General features: G+C 60.2%; 19 protein-coding genes. 8 read left to right on the forward strand and 11 right to left on the reverse strand.

All coding sequences use genetic code 11. The annotated features are described in order from the left end of the window. Positions 1–17: 17 nt before the first annotated feature. The gene (locus ACA075_RS28820; RefSeq protein WP_007945562.1) at positions 18–497 is read right to left on the reverse strand and encodes an RNA pyrophosphohydrolase; all 480 of its coding nucleotides are present in this window, start codon (positions 495–497) and stop codon (positions 18–20) included. A gap of 143 nt (positions 498–640) precedes the next feature. On the opposite strand from ACA075_RS28820, the gene ACA075_RS28825 reads away from it, so the two are divergent. Next, positions 641–1,297: a histidinol-phosphatase gene (locus ACA075_RS28825; protein WP_497296513.1), complete on the forward strand. Its 657-nt coding sequence runs from the start codon at positions 641–643 to the stop codon at positions 1,295–1,297. A gap of 93 nt (positions 1,298–1,390) precedes the next feature. Here ACA075_RS28825 and ACA075_RS28830 read toward each other — a convergent pair whose 3' ends face one another. Further along, positions 1,391–1,816 (reverse strand): DUF2269 domain-containing protein, encoded by a 426-nt coding sequence (locus tag ACA075_RS28830; protein WP_497296515.1) that lies wholly within the window; start codon positions 1,814–1,816, stop codon positions 1,391–1,393. A 39-nt stretch (positions 1,817–1,855) separates the two neighbouring features. Further along, positions 1,856–3,370 (reverse strand): threonine ammonia-lyase, biosynthetic, encoded by a 1,515-nt coding sequence (ilvA, locus tag ACA075_RS28835; protein ID WP_497296516.1) that lies wholly within the window; start codon positions 3,368–3,370, stop codon positions 1,856–1,858. A gap of 326 nt (positions 3,371–3,696) precedes the next feature. On the opposite strand from ilvA, the gene rpiA reads away from it, so the two are divergent. Next, a complete protein-coding gene (gene rpiA, locus ACA075_RS28840; protein WP_497296517.1) occupies positions 3,697–4,371 on the forward strand; it encodes a ribose-5-phosphate isomerase RpiA in 675 nt (224 codons plus the stop codon). Positions 4,372–4,499: 128 nt separating this feature from the next. On the opposite strand, the gene ACA075_RS28845 is transcribed toward rpiA, so the two are convergent. Beyond that, a complete protein-coding gene (locus ACA075_RS28845) occupies positions 4,500–5,417 on the reverse strand; it encodes an SdiA-regulated domain-containing protein (protein WP_497296518.1) in 918 nt (305 codons plus the stop codon). Between the two features lie 104 nt (positions 5,418–5,521). Continuing rightward, the gene (locus ACA075_RS28850) at positions 5,522–6,451 is read right to left on the reverse strand and encodes an SdiA-regulated domain-containing protein (RefSeq protein ID WP_497296519.1); all 930 of its coding nucleotides are present in this window, start codon (positions 6,449–6,451) and stop codon (positions 5,522–5,524) included. Between ACA075_RS28850 and ACA075_RS28855 the strand changes: the two genes are divergently transcribed. Then, positions 6,396–6,596, forward strand: a complete 201-nt coding sequence (locus ACA075_RS28855; protein WP_497299362.1) for a hypothetical protein — start codon at positions 6,396–6,398, stop codon at positions 6,594–6,596. The genes ACA075_RS28850 and ACA075_RS28855 overlap by 56 nt on opposite strands. 61 nt (positions 6,597–6,657) lie before the next feature. Here the strand turns inward: ACA075_RS28855 and ACA075_RS28860 are convergent, their stop codons facing one another. After that, positions 6,658–7,323, reverse strand: a complete 666-nt coding sequence (locus tag ACA075_RS28860) for a fumarylacetoacetate hydrolase family protein (RefSeq protein ID WP_497296520.1) — start codon at positions 7,321–7,323, stop codon at positions 6,658–6,660. A gap of 36 nt (positions 7,324–7,359) precedes the next feature. Beyond that, positions 7,360–8,754 (reverse strand): D-2-hydroxyglutarate dehydrogenase, encoded by a 1,395-nt coding sequence (locus tag ACA075_RS28865; RefSeq protein WP_497296521.1) that lies wholly within the window; start codon positions 8,752–8,754, stop codon positions 7,360–7,362. A gap of 204 nt (positions 8,755–8,958) precedes the next feature. On the opposite strand from ACA075_RS28865, the gene serA reads away from it, so the two are divergent. Next, positions 8,959–10,188, forward strand: coding sequence for a phosphoglycerate dehydrogenase (gene serA, locus ACA075_RS28870; RefSeq protein WP_497296523.1), 1,230 nt, complete (start codon positions 8,959–8,961; stop codon positions 10,186–10,188). A 63-nt stretch (positions 10,189–10,251) separates the two neighbouring features. On the opposite strand, the gene ACA075_RS28875 is transcribed toward serA, so the two are convergent. Next, positions 10,252–10,677: a DUF4399 domain-containing protein gene (locus ACA075_RS28875; protein WP_497296524.1), complete on the reverse strand. Its 426-nt coding sequence runs from the start codon at positions 10,675–10,677 to the stop codon at positions 10,252–10,254. 135 nt (positions 10,678–10,812) lie between these two features. Here ACA075_RS28875 and ACA075_RS28880 point away from each other — a divergent pair, with 135 nt between their 5' ends. Further along, complete coding sequence (locus ACA075_RS28880; RefSeq protein WP_497296526.1) at positions 10,813–11,400, forward strand: transporter substrate-binding domain-containing protein; 588 nt, start codon at positions 10,813–10,815, stop codon at positions 11,398–11,400. Positions 11,401–11,517: 117 nt separating this feature from the next. Here ACA075_RS28880 and ACA075_RS28885 read toward each other — a convergent pair whose 3' ends face one another. Further along, positions 11,518–11,997 carry a 2-thiouracil desulfurase family protein gene (locus tag ACA075_RS28885; protein ID WP_497296527.1) on the reverse strand — a complete coding sequence of 160 codons (480 nt, stop codon included), beginning with the start codon at positions 11,995–11,997 and terminating at the stop codon, positions 11,518–11,520. Positions 11,998–11,999: 2 nt separating this feature from the next. After that, on the reverse strand, positions 12,000–12,632 hold the full coding sequence (locus ACA075_RS28890; protein ID WP_497296528.1) for a 2OG-Fe(II) oxygenase: 633 nt from the start codon (positions 12,630–12,632) through the stop codon (positions 12,000–12,002). Positions 12,633–12,755: 123 nt separating this feature from the next. On the opposite strand from ACA075_RS28890, the gene ACA075_RS28895 reads away from it, so the two are divergent. Next, positions 12,756–13,508 carry a DUF2059 domain-containing protein gene (locus ACA075_RS28895; protein WP_497296529.1) on the forward strand — a complete coding sequence of 251 codons (753 nt, stop codon included), beginning with the start codon at positions 12,756–12,758 and terminating at the stop codon, positions 13,506–13,508. A 125-nt stretch (positions 13,509–13,633) separates the two neighbouring features. Here the strand turns inward: ACA075_RS28895 and bipL are convergent, their stop codons facing one another. Next, the gene (gene bipL, locus ACA075_RS28900) at positions 13,634–14,581 is read right to left on the reverse strand and encodes a phospholipase BipL (protein ID WP_497296530.1); all 948 of its coding nucleotides are present in this window, start codon (positions 14,579–14,581) and stop codon (positions 13,634–13,636) included. 97 nt (positions 14,582–14,678) lie between these two features. Here bipL and ACA075_RS28905 point away from each other — a divergent pair, with 97 nt between their 5' ends. Both ACA075_RS28905 and ACA075_RS28910 read left to right on the forward strand, forming a co-directional pair. After that, positions 14,679–15,257, forward strand: coding sequence for a DUF6436 domain-containing protein (locus tag ACA075_RS28905; RefSeq protein WP_497296531.1), 579 nt, complete (start codon positions 14,679–14,681; stop codon positions 15,255–15,257). Positions 15,258–15,359: 102 nt separating this feature from the next. Continuing rightward, positions 15,360–17,771 (forward strand): penicillin acylase family protein, encoded by a 2,412-nt coding sequence (locus ACA075_RS28910; protein WP_497296532.1) that lies wholly within the window; start codon positions 15,360–15,362, stop codon positions 17,769–17,771. Positions 17,772–17,816: the final 45 nt, after the last annotated feature.

Consider the following 17,816-nt stretch of genomic DNA (forward strand, 5'->3'; position numbering starts at 1 on the left):
GGGGTCGAACTCCGTCGTCAGTCGCGCGTTAAAAGGCGCGGGGCAAGCTCTTTGAGAGCGCGTCGATACACCTCGCGCTTGAATGTCACCACCTGGCCCAACGGATACCAATAACTGACCCAGCGCCAGCCATCGAACTCCGGTTTACCGGTCAAATCCATCCGCACCCGCTGCTCGTTGGAGATCAGGCGCAGGAGAAACCATTTCTGTTTCTGGCCGATGCACAGCGGTTGGCTGTGGGTACGGACCAGACGTTGCGGCAAACGATAGCGCAACCAGCCCCGGGTGCAGGCGAGAATTTCAACATCTTCGCGCTCAAGACCCACTTCTTCGTTCAACTCGCGGTACAAGGCGTCTTCCGGCGTCTCCTGGGGGTTGATCCCACCCTGTGGAAACTGCCAGGCATCTTGATTGATACGGCGAGCCCATAGCACCTGTCCGGCATCATTCGTGAGAATGATCCCGACATTGGGGCGGAAACCATCGGGGTCGATCACGGCAACAACCTCGCAAACGCATGTCGCCGCATTGTTCCACAAAGGTTGTGAAGGCAGCAACGAGCCGACCTACCTTATGTGCACTCTTGTGAAAAGTCCGTATTCTGGACGCCTTTCTACAGACTTTTCAGCGAGTAACTGCAATGCGGCTGGCTTTATTCGACTTGGACAACACGCTTTTGGGCGGCGACAGTGACCACGCCTGGGGCGATTACCTGTGCGAACGCGGCTTCCTCGACGCCGTCGCGTACAAGGCTCGCAACGACGAGTTCTATCAGGACTACCTGGCCGGCAAGCTGGATAACGATGCTTATCTGAACTTCTGCCTGGAAGTCCTAGGCCGCACCGAGATGGCCACGCTGGATCAATGGCACCTGGATTACATGCGCGATTGCATTGAGCCGATCGTGCTGCCCAAGGCGATTGAATTGCTGGCAAAGCACCGTGAGGCTGGCGACAAACTGGTAATCATCACCGCCACCAACCGCTTCGTCACCGGGCCGATTGCCCGGCGTCTGGGGGTTGAAACCCTGATTGCCACGGAATGCGAAATGGTCGATGGCCGTTATACCGGGCGCAGCACCGACGTTCCATGCTTTCGCGAAGGCAAGGTGACGAGGCTGAATCGTTGGCTGGAAGAGACCGGACACTCGCTGGAAGACAGCTATTTCTACAGCGATTCGATGAATGATTTGCCGTTGCTGGAGCAAGTGGCGAATCCGGTGGCGGTCGATCCTGATCCTAATCTGCGGGCCGAGGCCGAGCAGCGTGGCTGGCCGGTAATTTCGTTGCGCGATTGACATTGCTTTCGCGGGCAAGCCTCGCGCCTACGGATCACCTAAACCCTGTAGGAGCGAGGCTTGCCCGCGAATGGGTCAACACGGTCCATCGCCTTAAACAGGCTTGGCGCCCATCAACCCCGCAATGGCGATAAAGCAGACAAAGCTGAACAGTGCGAGAGCAAAGGTGAACTTGCCGCTGCCGCCGGGCGCAGTACGCAGCTTGTTCAGCCGCACCAACAACCAGACCCACCCCAACGCCGCCAGGGTGTAAAGCACACTCGACGCCAGCAACCACGCCTGCCCCAACGGCCAGCCCACCAGATGCACCATCCACCAGCCGGTGAATGGCATGCTCAGCAACGCCAGGCCCATCAGCAGCCAAACGAACACCCGAGGCCGTTGCAGCGTGCGTGCCGCAGCAGTCGCATCGCCACTACGCCGCGTTTGCCAAAACCATATCCCCAAGCCCAGTGCACAGCCCAATAATATTGCCGTCGCCGCGGTGTGCGCCATTTTCAGGGCGGTTAACGTTTCCATTGTTCGATTTCCTTATGACCTGCCCATCAGCGTAGCCACTCAGCCAAGAAACAGCTTATAGGCCGGGTTGTCGCTTTCGTCCCAGTATGGGTAACCGATTTCTTCCAGTGCCGCCGGCACCAGATGACGTTCGTCGTGCGGCACTTGCAGACCCGCGACCACGCGGCCATCCGCCGCGCCGTGGTTGCGGTAGTGGAACATCGAGATATTCCAGCGCCCGCCGAGCTTGTTGAGGAAGTTGAACAGCGCGCCCGGACGCTCAGGGAATTCGAAGCGCAGAATCACTTCATCGACCACGTGGGCCGCGCGACCACCCACCATGTGGCGAATGTGCAGCTTGGCCAGTTCGTTATCGGTCAGGTCCAGCACCGGAAAACCCTGCTCGCCGAGGCTGGCGATCAGCGCACTGCGCGGGTCGGTTTCCGGGTGCGTTTGCACGCCCACGAAGATGTGCGCTTCGCTGCCGGTGTTGTAGCGGTAGTTGAATTCGGTGATCTGGCGCTTGCCGATGGCCTCGCAGAACGCCTTGAAGCTGCCCGGTTTCTCGGGGATGGTCACGGCGATGATGGCTTCACGACCTTCGCCCAGCTCGGCGCGCTCGGCAACGTGGCGCAGGCGGTCGAAGTTGACGTTGGCACCGGAATCGATGGCGACAAAGGTGTGCCCGGTGACACCGTGCTGCTCGACGTACTTCTTGATCCCGGCCACGCCCAGGGCGCCGGCAGGTTCGGTGATCGAGCGGGTATCGTCGTAGATATCCTTGATCGCCGCACAGATTTCGTCGGTGCTGACGGTGATGACTTCATCGACGTAGTCTTTGCAGATGTCGAAGGTGTGCTGACCGATCTGCGCCACCGCGACGCCATCGGCGAACAGGCCCACCGTCGGCAGCACCACGCGCTCGCCGGCCGCCATGGCCGCTTGCAGGCAGTTGGAATCGTCCGGTTCGACGCCGATGATTTTGATTTCAGGGCGCAGGTATTTCACATACGCCGCGATCCCGGCGATCAACCCGCCGCCGCCCACCGGAACGAAGATCGCATCGAGACGCCCGGGGTGCTGGCGCAGAATCTCCATCGCCACGGTGCCCTGCCCGGCAATGGTGTGGGGATCGTCATAGGGGTGAATGTAGACGTAGCCTTTTTCGTCGACCAGTTTGAGCGAGTAGGCCAGGGCTTCCGGGAACGAATCACCGTGAAGCACCACTTTGCCGCCACGCGAACGCACGCCTTCGACCTTGATTTCCGGGGTGGTCTTGGGCATGACGATGGTCGCCTTCACGCCCAGCACTTTCGCCGCCAGGGCCAGGCCCTGCGCGTGGTTGCCCGCCGAGGCGGTGACCACGCCGCGAGCTCGCTCCTCGTCGCTGAGCTGGGTCAGCTTGTTGTAGGCGCCGCGAATCTTGAACGAGAACACCGGCTGCAAGTCTTCGCGCTTGAGCCAAATGGCGTTGCCCAGCCGCTCTGAGAGCTGGCGGGCCGTCTGCAATGGGGTTTCTACGGCAACGTCATAAACGCGCGAGGTGAGGATCTTCTTGACGTACTGTTCGAGCATCGGAAAGCATCACTGAGCGGGTTGGGCAGGGCCAAGGAGTCTAACCCGGCTTTCGGCCGGGCGACCACACTAAACAGGTGGTTTTAGACACCATTGAACCCTTGTGGCGAGGGAGCTTGCTCCCGCTGGAGCGCGCAGCGGTCCCCCTACATTGGTTCAGACATACCGTATGTGCAGGTTTTGCGACTGCTTCGCAGCCGAACGGGGGCAAGCCCCCTCGCCACAAAAGCAAATCTGATCCGCGCGCCAATCGGGCAATGACCTGCCACACCGCCAAGCCTATAATGCCGGCCTTTCGTTCCCTCCTTCGGCACCTCGGAGCCCGCATGACCCAGGATCAACTCAAACAGGCAGTGGCTCAGGCCGCCGTCGACTTCATCCTTCCGAAACTCGACGACAAAAGCGTCGTGGGTGTCGGCACCGGCTCCACCGCCAACTGCTTCATCGACGCCCTGGCCAAACACAAAGGCGCATTCGATGGTGCGGTCGCCAGCTCCGAAGCCACCGCCGCCCGCCTCAAGGGCCACGGCATTCCGGTGTATGAACTCAATACCGTCAGCGATCTGGAGTTTTATGTCGACGGCGCCGATGAAAGCGACGAGCACCTGAACCTGATCAAGGGCGGCGGCGCGGCCCTGACCCGCGAGAAGATCGTCGCGGCCGTGGCCAAGACCTTCATCTGCATCGCCGACGCCAGCAAACTGGTGCCGGTACTTGGCGCGTTCCCGCTGCCGGTCGAAGTGATCCCGATGGCCCGCAGCCATGTGGCCCGCGAGCTGGTGAAGCTCGGCGGTGACCCGGTTTACCGTGAAGGCGTGCTGACGGACAACGGCAACATCATCCTCGACGTGTTCAACATGCAGATCACCAACCCGGTGGAGCTGGAAACGCAGATCAACGCCATTGTGGGCGTGGTCACCAATGGCTTGTTCGCGGCGCGTCCGGCGGACTTGCTGCTGCTGGGCACCAGCGAAGGCGTAAAAACCCTGCGCGCCCAGTAAGCCGACACGCAGATAAACCATGTGGGAGCGAGCCTGCTCGCGATAGCGGTCTTTCAGTCAACATCTCTATCGACTGACACGGCCTCATCGCGAGCAGGCTCGCTCCCACAGTTGTTTTGGGGTATTGGTCAGGGTTGCACTGGTTTTTTGAAGACGTAGAACAGGTTCGGCTCGCTCACCAGGTACATCGTGCCGTCGTCATCCATGGCGATGCCTTCCGCTTGCGGCACGGTCTTCTGCAAGCCCTGACGCCCCTTGCTCAGTGACATGGTACTCAGCGGTCGCCCGTCCACATCCAGTTCCAGAATCAGCCGCGACTCGTCGGACAGCGCCAGCAAATGGCCGCTGCGCTCGTCATATTGCAGGCTCGACAGGTCTCGCACGAACATCCCGGCATCGCGCTTGGGGTTGTTGACCACGTGCACCGCGTAGGATTTCTCCGGATTGTAATGCGGGAAGCCCTGCACTTCGTAGATCAGCATCGGGTCGCGCTCCTTGGCGACGAACAGCCGCTTGCCCACCGAATCGTAAGCCAGACCTTCGAAACCCTTGTTGCCGCTCATGTGCACGCCGAGGGTCATCTGCTCGGCATCCGCCGCATCGAGGAATGTCGTGTCCTTCTCCAGATGAATCTTGATCAGCCGTTGCTGGCGTTCATCGGTGATCACGTAAGTGTCGGCGCTGATGAACTCCACCGCCTCCGGGTCGCCGAAGCCAACCAGCGCAACGCGTCGAATGATCCGCCCGTCCAGCGACAGCTCGATCAGCTCGGCGTTTTTGTTGGTGACGGTAAACAGGCTTTTGCGCACCGGATCGAAGGTCAGCGCCGACACATCGTCGTCCAAGCCGTCAATGACCCGGGCCTCGATTGCTACCCGGTATTGATCCAGGCCAATGGACTCGCTGCTGAGCGGTTTCCAGAGGGTGTGCAGGTTGAACCAGGCACGCTCGAACAGGCGCATGTATTGGCCAACCGCAACCAGCGCGACCAGTGCAATGACTGTCAGGATCAAAAGAAGGGGTTTGGGACGGGCAAGTCGGCGCATTCAGGCGAGCTCGGAAACAGAAACAGGCGGATGAAATATCACGCCTGTATGAATTCAAGCTTAATGGCCAGTGGCCCTGAATCACAACTTTCCGATTCGGGCGCCTATTTCTGCTTTTCGAAACGGTAGAACAGGTTTGGCTCGCTTACCATGTACAGGGTGCCCGCCTCATCCATGGTCACGCCTTCGGCACGCGGAATGGTCTTCTTCAGGCCGTTGAAGCCGCCCAGCAAGGTCATGAAGCTGACCTGCTCACCCTTCTCGTCCAGTTCCAGCAACAAGTGGGAGTCGGCGGACAGCGCCAGTGTGTGGCCCGTGCGCGGATCGATGGCCAGCGCCGACAGGTTGCGGACGTCCAGTTCGTCATTGGCAAGCTTTTGCTTGTTGCCCTTGAGGGTCTGGCTGCCGTCGCTTTTCCAGCTGAACAGCGCCGGTGGGCGTTCCTCACCCAGCAGGATTTGCTGATTGCGCGGGTCATAGACGATGGCTTCGAAGGCCTTGTTCTGGTCTTTCGAAGGGCCGAGGTCATATTTCGGGAAGTTAGCGATGTTCAGCTCGCGAGTGTCGGCATCGACCTTGACGATGGAGAGCATGTGCTCACGCTCATCGACGATGGCCAGCAGACCGTTGCCCATCACGGTCAGGGCTTCCGGATTGCTCCAACCCACCAGCGGCATTTTGCGCAGGACGTCGCCCTGCAAGGTCAGCTCAACGAGAAACGGGTTTTTGCCCATGACCGAAAACAGGGTTTTGGTCTGCGGGTCGTAGGCCAGGTCCGACGCTTCGTCCTTCTCCATGCCTGGCAGCAGCTTGGCGTCGATCACCGCGCGGTAATCCGGCAGCCAGATACTTTCCTGACGCTCGGCCGGGCTTTCAAAACGCTCATGCAGCCAGAGCACACCGCGATCGTCCCAATGCATGGCAAAGGCGAGGCCATAAGCGGCGACGGCCACCAGCAAAAGCCAGGAATACCAACGCATGACAAAGCGCGAGCGGCGGGCAGTTTTGACTGTGGGCAGCGGTTGGGTGGCCATTCAGGATGCGTTCCAGAAATTCAGGCTACGGGTAATAGCACAATTGGGATCGGCACAGACGCCGGAATCCGCGGAATTATCCAGAATGGATGTGAAAAAAACGGGAAATGGCGGGATTGCCCTGCGTGAGCGCCGCTTTGCCTGAGGCAGAAACACAATACCCTGTAGGAGCCAGCAAGCCGGCTCCTACAAAGGTTGGCGTTGTGTTAGCGGACGCTGCTGGTGAAGCTGCTCGCGCCTGGCAGTTCGATCACCAGTTCATCACCGACATTCAGCGGGCCAACACCCACCGGCGTGCCGGTCAGGATCACATCACCGGCCTGCAGCGAGAAGCAGCCGGCCATGTGCTGGATCATCGGCACGATCGGGTTGAGCATGGCGCTGCTGTTGCCATCCTGGCGCACTTCGCCATTGATGGTCAGGCGGATGCCGATGTCGGTCAGGTCCTCAAAGATACTGCCGGACACGAACGGAGCAATCACTGCCGCGCCGTCGAAAGACTTGGCGATTTCCCAAGGCAGGCCCTTGGATTTCAGCTCGGCCTGCTTGTCGCGCAGGGTCAGGTCCAGGGCCGGAGCAAAGCCGGAGATCGCATCCAGCACTTCTTCACGGCTTGGCTTGGTCGACAGAGGCTTGCCGATCAGCACCGCGATCTCCGCTTCGTAATGCACCGAACCGCGCTCGGTCGGAATGCTGAAACTACCTTCCAGCGGCACCACGCAACTGCCCGGCTTGATAAACAACAGCGGTTCTGTAGGCACCGGGTTGTCCAGTTCCTTGGCGTGTTCGGCATAGTTGCGGCCGATGCACACCACCTTCCCGAGAGGGAAGTGAATACGCGTACCGTCGACATACTGGTGCTGATAGCTCATTACCGACTCCTGTTTCGTAGCGCTTAAATTCAAAAGTCAAACAGCGAAAATTTTGCCCGGGTTCATGATGCCGTTCGGGTCGAACACCGCCTTGACGGCTTTCATGTACTCGATCTCAACCGGCGAGCGGCTGTAGGTCAAGTAATCCCGCTTGGTCATGCCCACGCCGTGTTCGGCGGAAATCGAGCCGTTGTACTTCTCGACGGTTTCGAATACCCACTTGTTAACGGTCGCGCACTTGGCGAAGAACTCGTCCTTGCTCAGGTTTTCCGGCTTGAGGATGTTCAAGTGCAGGTTGCCGTCGCCGATGTGGCCGAACCAGACGATTTCGAAATCCGGGTAGTGTTCGCCGACGATCGCGTCGATTTCCTTCAGGAATGCCGGGACTTTCGATACGGTGACCGAAATGTCGTTCTTGTACGGCGTCCAGTGGGAAATGGTTTCGGAGATGTATTCGCGCAGCTTCCACAGGTTCTGCAGCTGGGTTTCGCTCTGACTCATCACGCCGTCCAGCACCCAGCCCTGCTCGACGCAGTGCTCGAAGGTTTCCAAGGCGTGGTTGGCCACTTCTTCGGTAGTCGCTTCGAATTCCAGCAAGGCGTAGAACGGGCAATCGGTTTCAAACGCCGCCGGCACGTCACCGCGCGCCATGACCTTGGCCAGGGCCTTGTCGGAGAAGAATTCGAAGGCGGTCAGGTCAAGTTTGCTCTGGAACGCGTGCAGCACCGGCATGATCGAGTCGAAATCGGCGGTGCCGAGGACCATCGCGGTGAGGTTTTTCGGCGCACGGTCCAGGCGCATGGTCGCTTCGACGACAAAACCGAGAGTGCCTTCGGCGCCGATGAACAGCTGACGCAGGTCGTAGCCGGTGGCGTTCTTGATCAGGTCGCGGTTCAGTTCCAGCAGATCGCCCTTGCCGGTGACGACTTTCATGCCGGCCACCCAGTTGCGGGTCATCCCATAGCGAATCACCTTGATGCCGCCGGCATTGGTGCCGATATTGCCGCCAATCTGGCTCGAACCTGCCGAAGCGAAATCCACTGGGTAGTACAGGCCTTTTTCTTCGGCGACGTTCTGCAAGTGTTCGGTGACCACGCCTGGCTGGCACACTGCGGTGCGGTCGGTCAGGTTCACATCGAGAATCTGGTTCATGTAGTCGAACGACACGACCACTTCACCATTGGCCGCCACCGCTGCGGCAGAAAGACCGGTGCGACCGCCCGACGGCACCAGCGCCACCTTGCGTTCGTTGGCCCAACGGACAATGGCCTGGACCTGCTCAGTGGTCTTGGGAAACACGATGGCTGTCGGGGCCGGGGCGAAATGCTTGGTCCAATCCTTGCCGTAAGCATTCAGGGAGTCGGCGTCGGTCAACACCTTGCCAGGCTCAACCAGGGTCTTCAGCTCATCAATCAGGGCAGGATTGGTCATCGACAGAACTCTCGAACAATTCATGGTCATCCTGAGAACGCTTCACGTCGCAGGAATGAGTGTTTAGCGGGGTGCGTATGCTAGCATACCGACCCCGCAGGGTAGTGCCCAACGGCTATTCTGCGGTAACGGCCTTCTTGCCGTTCGGGTCAGCATCTGTTGACCATTTCCTGCCATTTTTCTCCGGGATACAGGTTTACGCAGATGAGCAAGACTTCTCTCGATAAGAGCAAGATCAAGTTCCTTCTTCTCGAAGGCGTCCACCAATCGGCTGTCGACGTCCTCAAGTCGGCGGGCTACACCAGCATCGAGTACCTCACCGGTTCTCTGCCGGAAGCCCAGCTGAAAGAAAAGATCGCTGATGCGCACTTCATCGGCATTCGCTCTCGCACTCAACTGACCGAAGAGATCTTCGATCACGCGAAGAAGCTCGTGGCTGTTGGGTGTTTCTGCATCGGCACCAACCAGGTCGACCTGAACGCGGCGCGCGAACGCGGCATCGCGGTGTTCAACGCCCCGTACTCCAACACTCGCTCCGTTGCCGAGCTGGTGCTGGCCGAGGCGATCCTGTTGCTGCGCGGCATTCCTGAGAAAAACGCTTCCTGCCACCGTGGCGGCTGGATCAAGAGCGCAGCCAACTCCTTCGAGATCCGCGGCAAGAAGCTGGGCATCGTCGGTTACGGCTCGATCGGCACTCAACTGTCGGTCCTGGCGGAAGGCCTGGGCATGCAGGTGTACTTCTACGACACCGTGACCAAGCTGCCACTGGGCAACGCCACTCAGGTCGGCAACCTGACCGAGCTGCTGGGCATGTCCGACATCGTCACCCTGCACGTTCCGGAAACCGCAGCCACCCAGTGGATGATCGGCGAGAAGGAAATCCGCGCCATCAAGAAGGGCGGCATCCTGATCAACGCCGCTCGCGGCACCGTGGTCGAACTGGACGCCCTGGCGGACGCGATCAAGGACAAGCACCTGATCGGCGCGGCCATCGACGTATTCCCGGTGGAGCCACGCTCCAACGACGAAGAGTTCGAAAGCCCGCTGCGTGGCCTGGACAACGTGATCCTGACCCCGCACATCGGCGGTTCCACCGCTGAAGCGCAAGCCAACATCGGTCTGGAAGTGGCAGAAAAACTGGTCAAGTACAGCGACAACGGTACCTCGGTATCGTCCGTGAACTTCCCGGAAGTGGCCCTGCCGGCTCACCCTGGCAAGCACCGCCTGCTGCACATCCACGAGAACATTCCGGGCGTGATGAGCGAGATCAACAAGGTCTTCGCCGAGAACGGCATCAACGTCTCCGGTCAGTTCCTGCAGACCAACGAGAAAGTCGGCTACGTGGTGATCGACGTCGACGCCGAGTACTCGGAAATGGCCCAAGAGAAGCTGCAGCACATCAACGGCACCATTCGTTGCCGCGTGTTGTTCTGACAGCGACTTGAGCGACAAAAAAAGGAGACCCTCGGGTCTCCTTTTTCATGGGCGCTACTAACGTTACTTAACGTTGACAGTGATCTTCTCGGAGACGACCGGTGGATCGAAGGCCATATGGTTCATGTCGCCCAACTCCAACTGCAAGGTGTGCTTGCCAGGTGTCAGCGTCAGCTCGGTTTCGGTTTGCGCCTTGCCGAAATGAACGTGATTGGCATCTGCCGGGATGACTGCCCCTGCAGCCACGACATCCTTGGCATCAATCAGCAAATGGTGGTGGCCGGTGTTCTTGGTGGTATCGCCCGCTGGCGCCAGCGCAACGTTCTCGACAGCGAATTTAACCTTGAAAGTTTGCGGAACAGTCCCACCATCTTCAGGAGAAACGATGGACACTTCGGCACCCTTGGGGGCCGGTGTTGCAGCACTGGCCAGCACCGAAACGCCCATCAATAGGCCAGCCAATGCTGCTCGTGACATAAACGTTTTCATTCTCTTCTCCAGTTTTTCCGTAAAATCCGCGTGGCCGAGACAACTTCACGGCCATTCGTTGTCGAAGGATCTCGACAACCATAGCAAAGCGAGCCTGAACCAGCGCGTCGCAATAATGAATTCAAAGGAGTGACCATGCGTTTTTTGCCTGGCCTGATCTGCCTGCTACCCCTTTTGAGCCCTTTGGCTCATGCCGAACTGATTGACGACGTATTCGACCGTGGCGAATTGCGCATTGCGCTTGAGGCTAATACACCGCCCTTCAATTTCAAGGACGACGGCAAACTCACTGGTTTCGAAGTCGAATTGGGCCAACTGCTGGCCAATGAGCTGGATGTGCGAGCCGACTTTGTCGTCACTGATTCCAGCGATCTGCTGCCCGGTGTTGAAACCGGCAAATACGACATCGCCATCAACCACATAGCAATGACCCCGGAACTGAAGGATCGTTTCGACTTCACCGAACCTTACGCGCACACCAATGCGCCATTGATCGCGCAGAAAGAAGAAGAGCCGCGTTCGATCCTGTTGGTGCAGTCACTGGCGGAAGAAAAGCCGAAAGCCGCGCCGACCGTGGACCTGGCGATTCCGTTTCAGAAGGGTAACCCGGCATTTCACGCCAGCCTGGAGAACGCGTTGGCGCGGATCAAAGCGGATGGGCGACTGGGGGCGCTGGAGCAGAAGTGGCTCAAGGCAGACACGAGTGAGGCGCCCAAACCATAAGACCACCGACGATCCCTTGTAGGAGCCGGCTTGCTGGCGATTGCGGTATAACATTCAACATTTACAGTGACCGTTACACCGCAATCGCCAGCAAGCCGGCTCCTACAGGATTTCCGTTTAGAGTTGCAGCGCAGCGGCGGCTTCCGACAATTGAAGTTCGCTGAAGACTTGCACGCCATGGCGCTTGAGCAACGCCGCCGTCACTCCCTCGCCACTGACCTTCACGCCGCTGAAGCTGCCGTCATACGTCAAAAGATTCCCGCACGACGGGCTGTTAGCCTTCAGCACCGCAATCCGGATGCCGTGCTTTTGCACCAACTCCAGCGCCTGATAAGCCCCAGAAAGAAACTCGGCGCTGACGTCCTCACCCTCGGTGGTGATGACAGAGGCGTGGCCATCCAGCACTTCACCCCCCTGCCCGCCCGGAATTTCCGCCGCAGCCCTAGGCGTCGGCAACCCACCGGCCACCTCCGGGCACAGCGGCACCACCCGACCTTCATCGAGCCATTGTTGAAGCTGATCGAACGGCCCGCTCGCCCCGCCGTCGTAACGCACGCGATGGCCCAGCAGGCAGCGGCTTACCAGAATCTTCTGCATGATCAGAACGGCTCGTTGCCGCGACGCCGGAACCATCCCGTCAATGACAGGCGATCCCGGGTCGCGGGCAGGACTTCGTGGGGCACCTCGCCCGACAGGAACACCACCAGGCATCCGCCGGTGGGCACCACATCGTGTTCGACGCCGCCCGCCAGGTACATGCGCAACTGGCCACCGTGTTCGGGCAGCCAGGCGTCATTGAGGTAGATCACTGCCGAGACCATGCGCCGGTCGTCATCACGAAAACGATCGACATGCTTGAGGTAAAACGCACCGGGCGGGTACAGGGCGAAATGGCTTTCGAAATCTTCCAGGCCCAGGAAGAGCCCGCGATTCATCGCCTCACGCAGGCTGTCCATCAAGCCCAGGTAACTGTCGCACGCCACGGCTTGGCCGGGCTCGAGCCACTGGATGTGGTCGCCGCGAATCCCCTCGCGAATCTCCGACGTCGGCCCGCGCCCCACGGCCGCCGGGGCCAGTTCGCCCTCGGCTGCACGTTTACGGCACTCAGCCGCCAGTTCCCGGGTCAGACCCAGAGGCAGGAAAATATTCTGCTGCGACCAGCCGCGCTCGGCCAGGTCGTCGACGATACGTAACAGCAGCGGATGATCAGAGGGTATTTGCATGGCGCGCATAGTATTCCTGTGCCTGCAAATCCGACAGAGCCGTGCGGCGGAGGATTTGTCGGATTACTGATACGAATTCTCGACAAGTACGAAAGCCGCACGGAGAATAGTCGCCTGCTGACAGGAGTCCCTATGCGCCGTTTGCTTTTTTCATTGCTGATGCTCTGTGTGTTGCCCGCTTGGGCAGACGGCCACGACCAGTTGTACAAGGTCGCCGGTTGGCCAGATCAGCGCGCGCATTTTAACGACGCCCTCTCAGCCGCTCAGCAGCGCTACCAGAACAGCCTGCCACCGGCGGTGTTTCAAGCCTTGGTGAACAACAGCAATCAACGTTTCGCCCCCCAGGCCGTGGACCAGCGCGCCGAAGCGCAATTGCGCAAGAGCCTCGCCGATCCGAAACCTGCACTGACCTTCTTTGAATCGCCCCTGGGCAAAAAAATCGTCGCCGCCGAACTTCTGGCGACCCGTCGCGATCAGTTGGCGAAAAACGCCAAGGGTTTACCGAAGATTCAGGCCAGCGACAGCCGCATGCTGATCATCGGCCACCTGGCCCAGGCCCTGCCCGCTCGAGAGGCCGGCGCGGAAGTCAGCCTGGCGATTGCCGGCGTCGCGGCCGACAGCCTGAGTTCGATGATCCCCGGTTTGCTCGGTGGTGGTCAGGCGCAGGGGATGTTGAATGGTCAGCGCCAGCGGTTGATGGATCAGATCGGGGCTGATCTGAACAACACGCTGTTGTATGTCTATCGCGATTTGTCGGATGAAGAACTGGAAGAGTTCGCTACGTTTGCCGAGTCCACCGAGGGCAAGGCGTATTACCAGGCGGCGTTGGCGGCGATTCGGGCGGGGTTGGCGGTGGGGCAGAATCCGGCGAACCTCAGCCAGTAATCTTTAGCGCCTGAAAGATCGCTATCGTCGGAACGCCGCCCGGAGCAAGCCCCGCTCCCACAGGGTCCTGTGTACACGGAACAAATGTGGGAGCGGGCTTGCCCGCGATGGGGCCTTAGCGGTCGCTAAAGATTCCGGCCCTTGATCCGCTTGCTCAAAAACCCGAAATACTCTTCCCGCATCGCCAGAGTCTCATTCGCCAGATGATGCCGAGCCTCCGGCAGCATCAGCACCTGGGGCCGATCAAACTTGGCCTTCAACACCTCGAGGTTATGCTCCCAATCCACCGTCATGTCCGCCTGCCCCTGCACAATCAGCGGTCGCCGTGGACTGTTCGGCGCGGCCTCTATGCGCTTGATCCACCGCACCAACGCACCGACCCAGGCCGTTGGCAGTCGCAGCGGTTGCAGCGGATCGGCTTGCAGGAACGGCAAAAAATCAGGGTCGTTGGAGTTCTCGCTGAAACGCCGGGCGATGGCTTTGACGAAAGGCTTGAGCAGGTAATAACTGAGCTGCGACCAGCCCCAGGCGCGCGGCCGAACCAGCGGTGACAGCAAAATCACCTGACCCTGGGCCGGACTGTTCGCGCCCTGATTGAGCACATGATCGATCACGATCGCCCCACCGGTACTCTGCCCGCACAAGTGCCACGGCTGTGGAAGGTCGAGCGACTGTGCCTCGGTAAACAACCCTTGCAGCGTGTGCTGATACTCGGCGAAATCCTTGATGCTCGCCCGTTCGCCGCTGGACAGACCATGCCCCGGCAAGTCGCAGGCAATCACCGCGAAGCCCTGATCCAGCGCCCACTCGATTACATGTCGGTAGAGCCCGGTGTGGTCGTAGAAGCCGTGGAACAGAAACAGCGTCGCCTTCGCTCGTTCAGGCCACCAGACCTGGCTGACCACTTCATAGCCATCGACCTCAAAACGCCCTAACCCGCTGCGCTGCGTTCGGCCCGGAAAATCCAGACCGTAAAACCGCTGATAGGCCAGCGCCTCCACCGAAAGCGGCTGCCACTCGGCCAGTGGCTGCAGGCTGGCGCGCAAATGATCGGGGTCGAAAGTGGCAGACATGAGCTATTCCAGAGCACTAAACAGACTTTATGGGCCTGCGATATTCATCTGTCGCGGCAAGCATGGCAAGCTAGCCGACCTTCGAGGATTGAAACCCATGCGTCCGGCCTACCGCACCACACTGCTTGCCAGCCTGCTCGCCCTCGTGTGTGCCGGCGTCTTGTGGGCGGCCTATGACTGGTTTCAGGGGCGCTACCTGCGCGCCTTCAGTTCGCACACTGCGGTATTTTCCGGCGACCCGCTGCGCCTGCCCGACGAACTCGCCGGCCCCGGCGCCATCCGCCTGGTGCATTTCTGGGACCCGGCTTGCCCGTGCAATGTCGGCAACCAGCAACACCTGACTGAACTGGTCGAGCAATACGTGCCGCAGGGCGTGGAGTTTTACGCGGTCCAAAAACCCGGCAGCCACGGTCAGTTGCCCAGCACCTTGAGCCGCCTGAAAACCATCACCGTTCTCCCGGGTTCCGAACAGATCCCCGCCAGCCCGGCGGTGGCGATCTGGGACCGCAGCGGCAAACTGGCGTATTTCGGCCCGTACAGCGAAGGCTTGACCTGCAATTCGAACAACAGCTTTATCGAGCCCATCCTGCAAGCACTCAGCGAAGGTCGTACCGTGGGCGCCACCCATACGCTGGCGGTCGGGTGCTACTGCCCTTGGCCGGAGGAAGTGAAGTAAGGCAATCCTGACTATTCCAGGACCGCGATGCCCGGCACAGGAGGTCTGTGCTACATGTTTGCAGCCCGCACGGGCGGCAATCCCGAAGAACAAGGAGTCACCATGAAACGCGTCCTGACCGTACTGGTATTGCTGATCGTCACGCTCGTCATCGGCGTCGGCGGGTACGTGTACATCAAGCAGCCAACGCGCCAGGGCCAGGTGGAGTTGCAGCATCTTCAGGGATCGGTGACCGTGCGTTACGACGAGCGCGGCGTGCCGCATATCCGCGCCGAGAACGAAACCGACCTCTACCGCACCCTTGGCTACGTGCAGGCCCAGGACCGGTTGTTCCAGATGGAAGCCATGCGCCGCCTCGCCCGGGGTGAGCTGGCTGAAATCCTCGGGCCGAGACTGATCGACACCGACAAACTGTTCCGCAGCCTGCGCATCCGTGAACGCGCCGAGAGTTATGTGGCCGCGCTGGATCGTCAGTCACCGGCGTGGAAGGCGCTGGAAGCCTATCTGGATGGCATCAATCAATATCAGGACACTCACGCGGCGCCCATGGAGTTCGACGTGCTGGGCATCCACAAGCGCCCTTTCACCGCCGAAGACAGCATCAGTGTCGCCGGTTACATGGCTTACAGCTTTGCTGCCGCGTTTCGCACCGAACCGTTACTGACGTTTGTGCGCGACCAATTGGGCGCCGAGTACCTGAACATTTTCGAACTCGACTGGCAGCCCAAAGGTGTATTGGCCAAGACGCGCTCAGTATCCGGCCCCGCCCTCGCCGCCGGAGACTGGAAAGACCTGAACGCCCTCGCCCGTCTGAGCGAACAAGCCTTGGCCGAAAACGGCCTGCCGCAGTTCGAAGGCAGCAACGCCTGGGTGATTTCCGGCAACCGCAGCAAAAGTGGCAAACCGCTGCTGGCCGGTGACCCGCACATTCGCTTCTCGGTGCCGTCGGTGTGGTACGAGGCGCAACTGTCGGCGCCGGGCTTCGAGCTCTATGGCCATCATCAGGCGTTGGTGCCGTTTGCCTTTCTCGGCCACAACCTGGATTTCGGCTGGAGCCTGACGATGTTCCAGAACGACGACCTCGACCTGATCGCCGAGAAGGTCAACCCGGACAATCCGAACCAGGTCTGGTATCGCGGCAAATGGGTCGACATGGTCACCACCGAGCAACAGATCGCGGTGAAGGGCCAGGCGCCGGTTACCCTAACGCTGCGCCAGTCGCCCCACGGCCCGATCATCAACGATGCACTCGGCACTGCCGCCGGCAAGACGCCGGTGGCCATGTGGTGGGCGTTCCTGGAAACGCCGAACCCGATCCTCGAAGGTTTCTACCAGCTCAACCGCGCCGACACCCTGGCCAAGGCACGCGCGGCAGCGGCCAAGGTTCAGGCGCCGGGCTTGAACATCGTTTACGCCAACGCCAAGGGTGACATCGGCTGGTGGGCCTCGGCGCTGCTGCCCAAACGCGCGGCCGGTGTAAAGCCCGGTTTCATCCTCGACGGCAGCACCAATCAGGCGGACAAGGACGGTTTCTACCCGTTCAGCGCCAACCCGCAGGAAGAGAACCCGGCGCGGGGCTACATCGTCTCGGCGAACTTTCAGCCCGTGTCGCCGACCGGCATGGAGATTCCCGGTTACTACAACCTTGCCGACCGCGGCCAGCAACTCAATCGTCAGCTCAGCGACAAGAGCGTGAAATGGGACAACGAGGCCAACCAGAAGCTGCAACTGGGCACCACCACCGCCTACGGCCCCCGTCTGTTGGCGCCGCTGTTGCCGGTACTGCGTGAAGTGGTGAGCGATCCCGCCGAACTCAAACTGGTCGAGCAACTGGCGCAATGGAAAGGCGATTACCCGCTGGATTCCAACAGCGCCACGCTGTTCAACCAGTTCCTGTTCAACCTGGCCGACGCGACGATGCACGATGAACTGGGCAATGATTTTTTCGAGACCCTGCTCTCGACTCGCGTGATCGACGCTGCGCTACCCCGCCTGGCCGCGACGGCCGATTCGCCGTGGTGGGACAACCGCAACACTCTCGGCAAGGAAACCCGCGCCGACACGGTGAAAGTGGCCTGGCAAGCGAGCCTCGCTCATCTCAAGACCACCCTTGGTGCTGACTTCGCGCAATGGCAGTGGGGCAAGGCACACACCCTGACCCATGGTCATCCGTTGGGCGTGCAGAAGCCTCTGGACCGGATCTTCAACGTCGGCCCGTTCGCGGCGCCCGGCACCCATGAAGTACCGAACAACCTCTCGGCCAAAATCGGCCCGGCGCCGTGGCCGGTAACTTACGGACCATCGACCCGGCGTCTGGTGGACTTTGCCGACCCGGCCCACAGCCTGACCATCAACCCGGTCGGCCAGAGCGGCGTGCCGTTCGACAGCCATTACGATGACCAGGCGGAGGCGTATGTCGAAGGGATTTACTACGAGGCGCATTTCAATGACGAAGAAGTCACGGCCAATACGCGCAGTACGTTGAAGTTTTTGCCGGCGCGCAGTGCTCAGTAGATTTGTATTGGCTGGACTGGCCTCATCGCTAGCAGGCTAGCTCCC

Source organism: Pseudomonas sp. LBUM1663 (assembly GCF_059695905.1).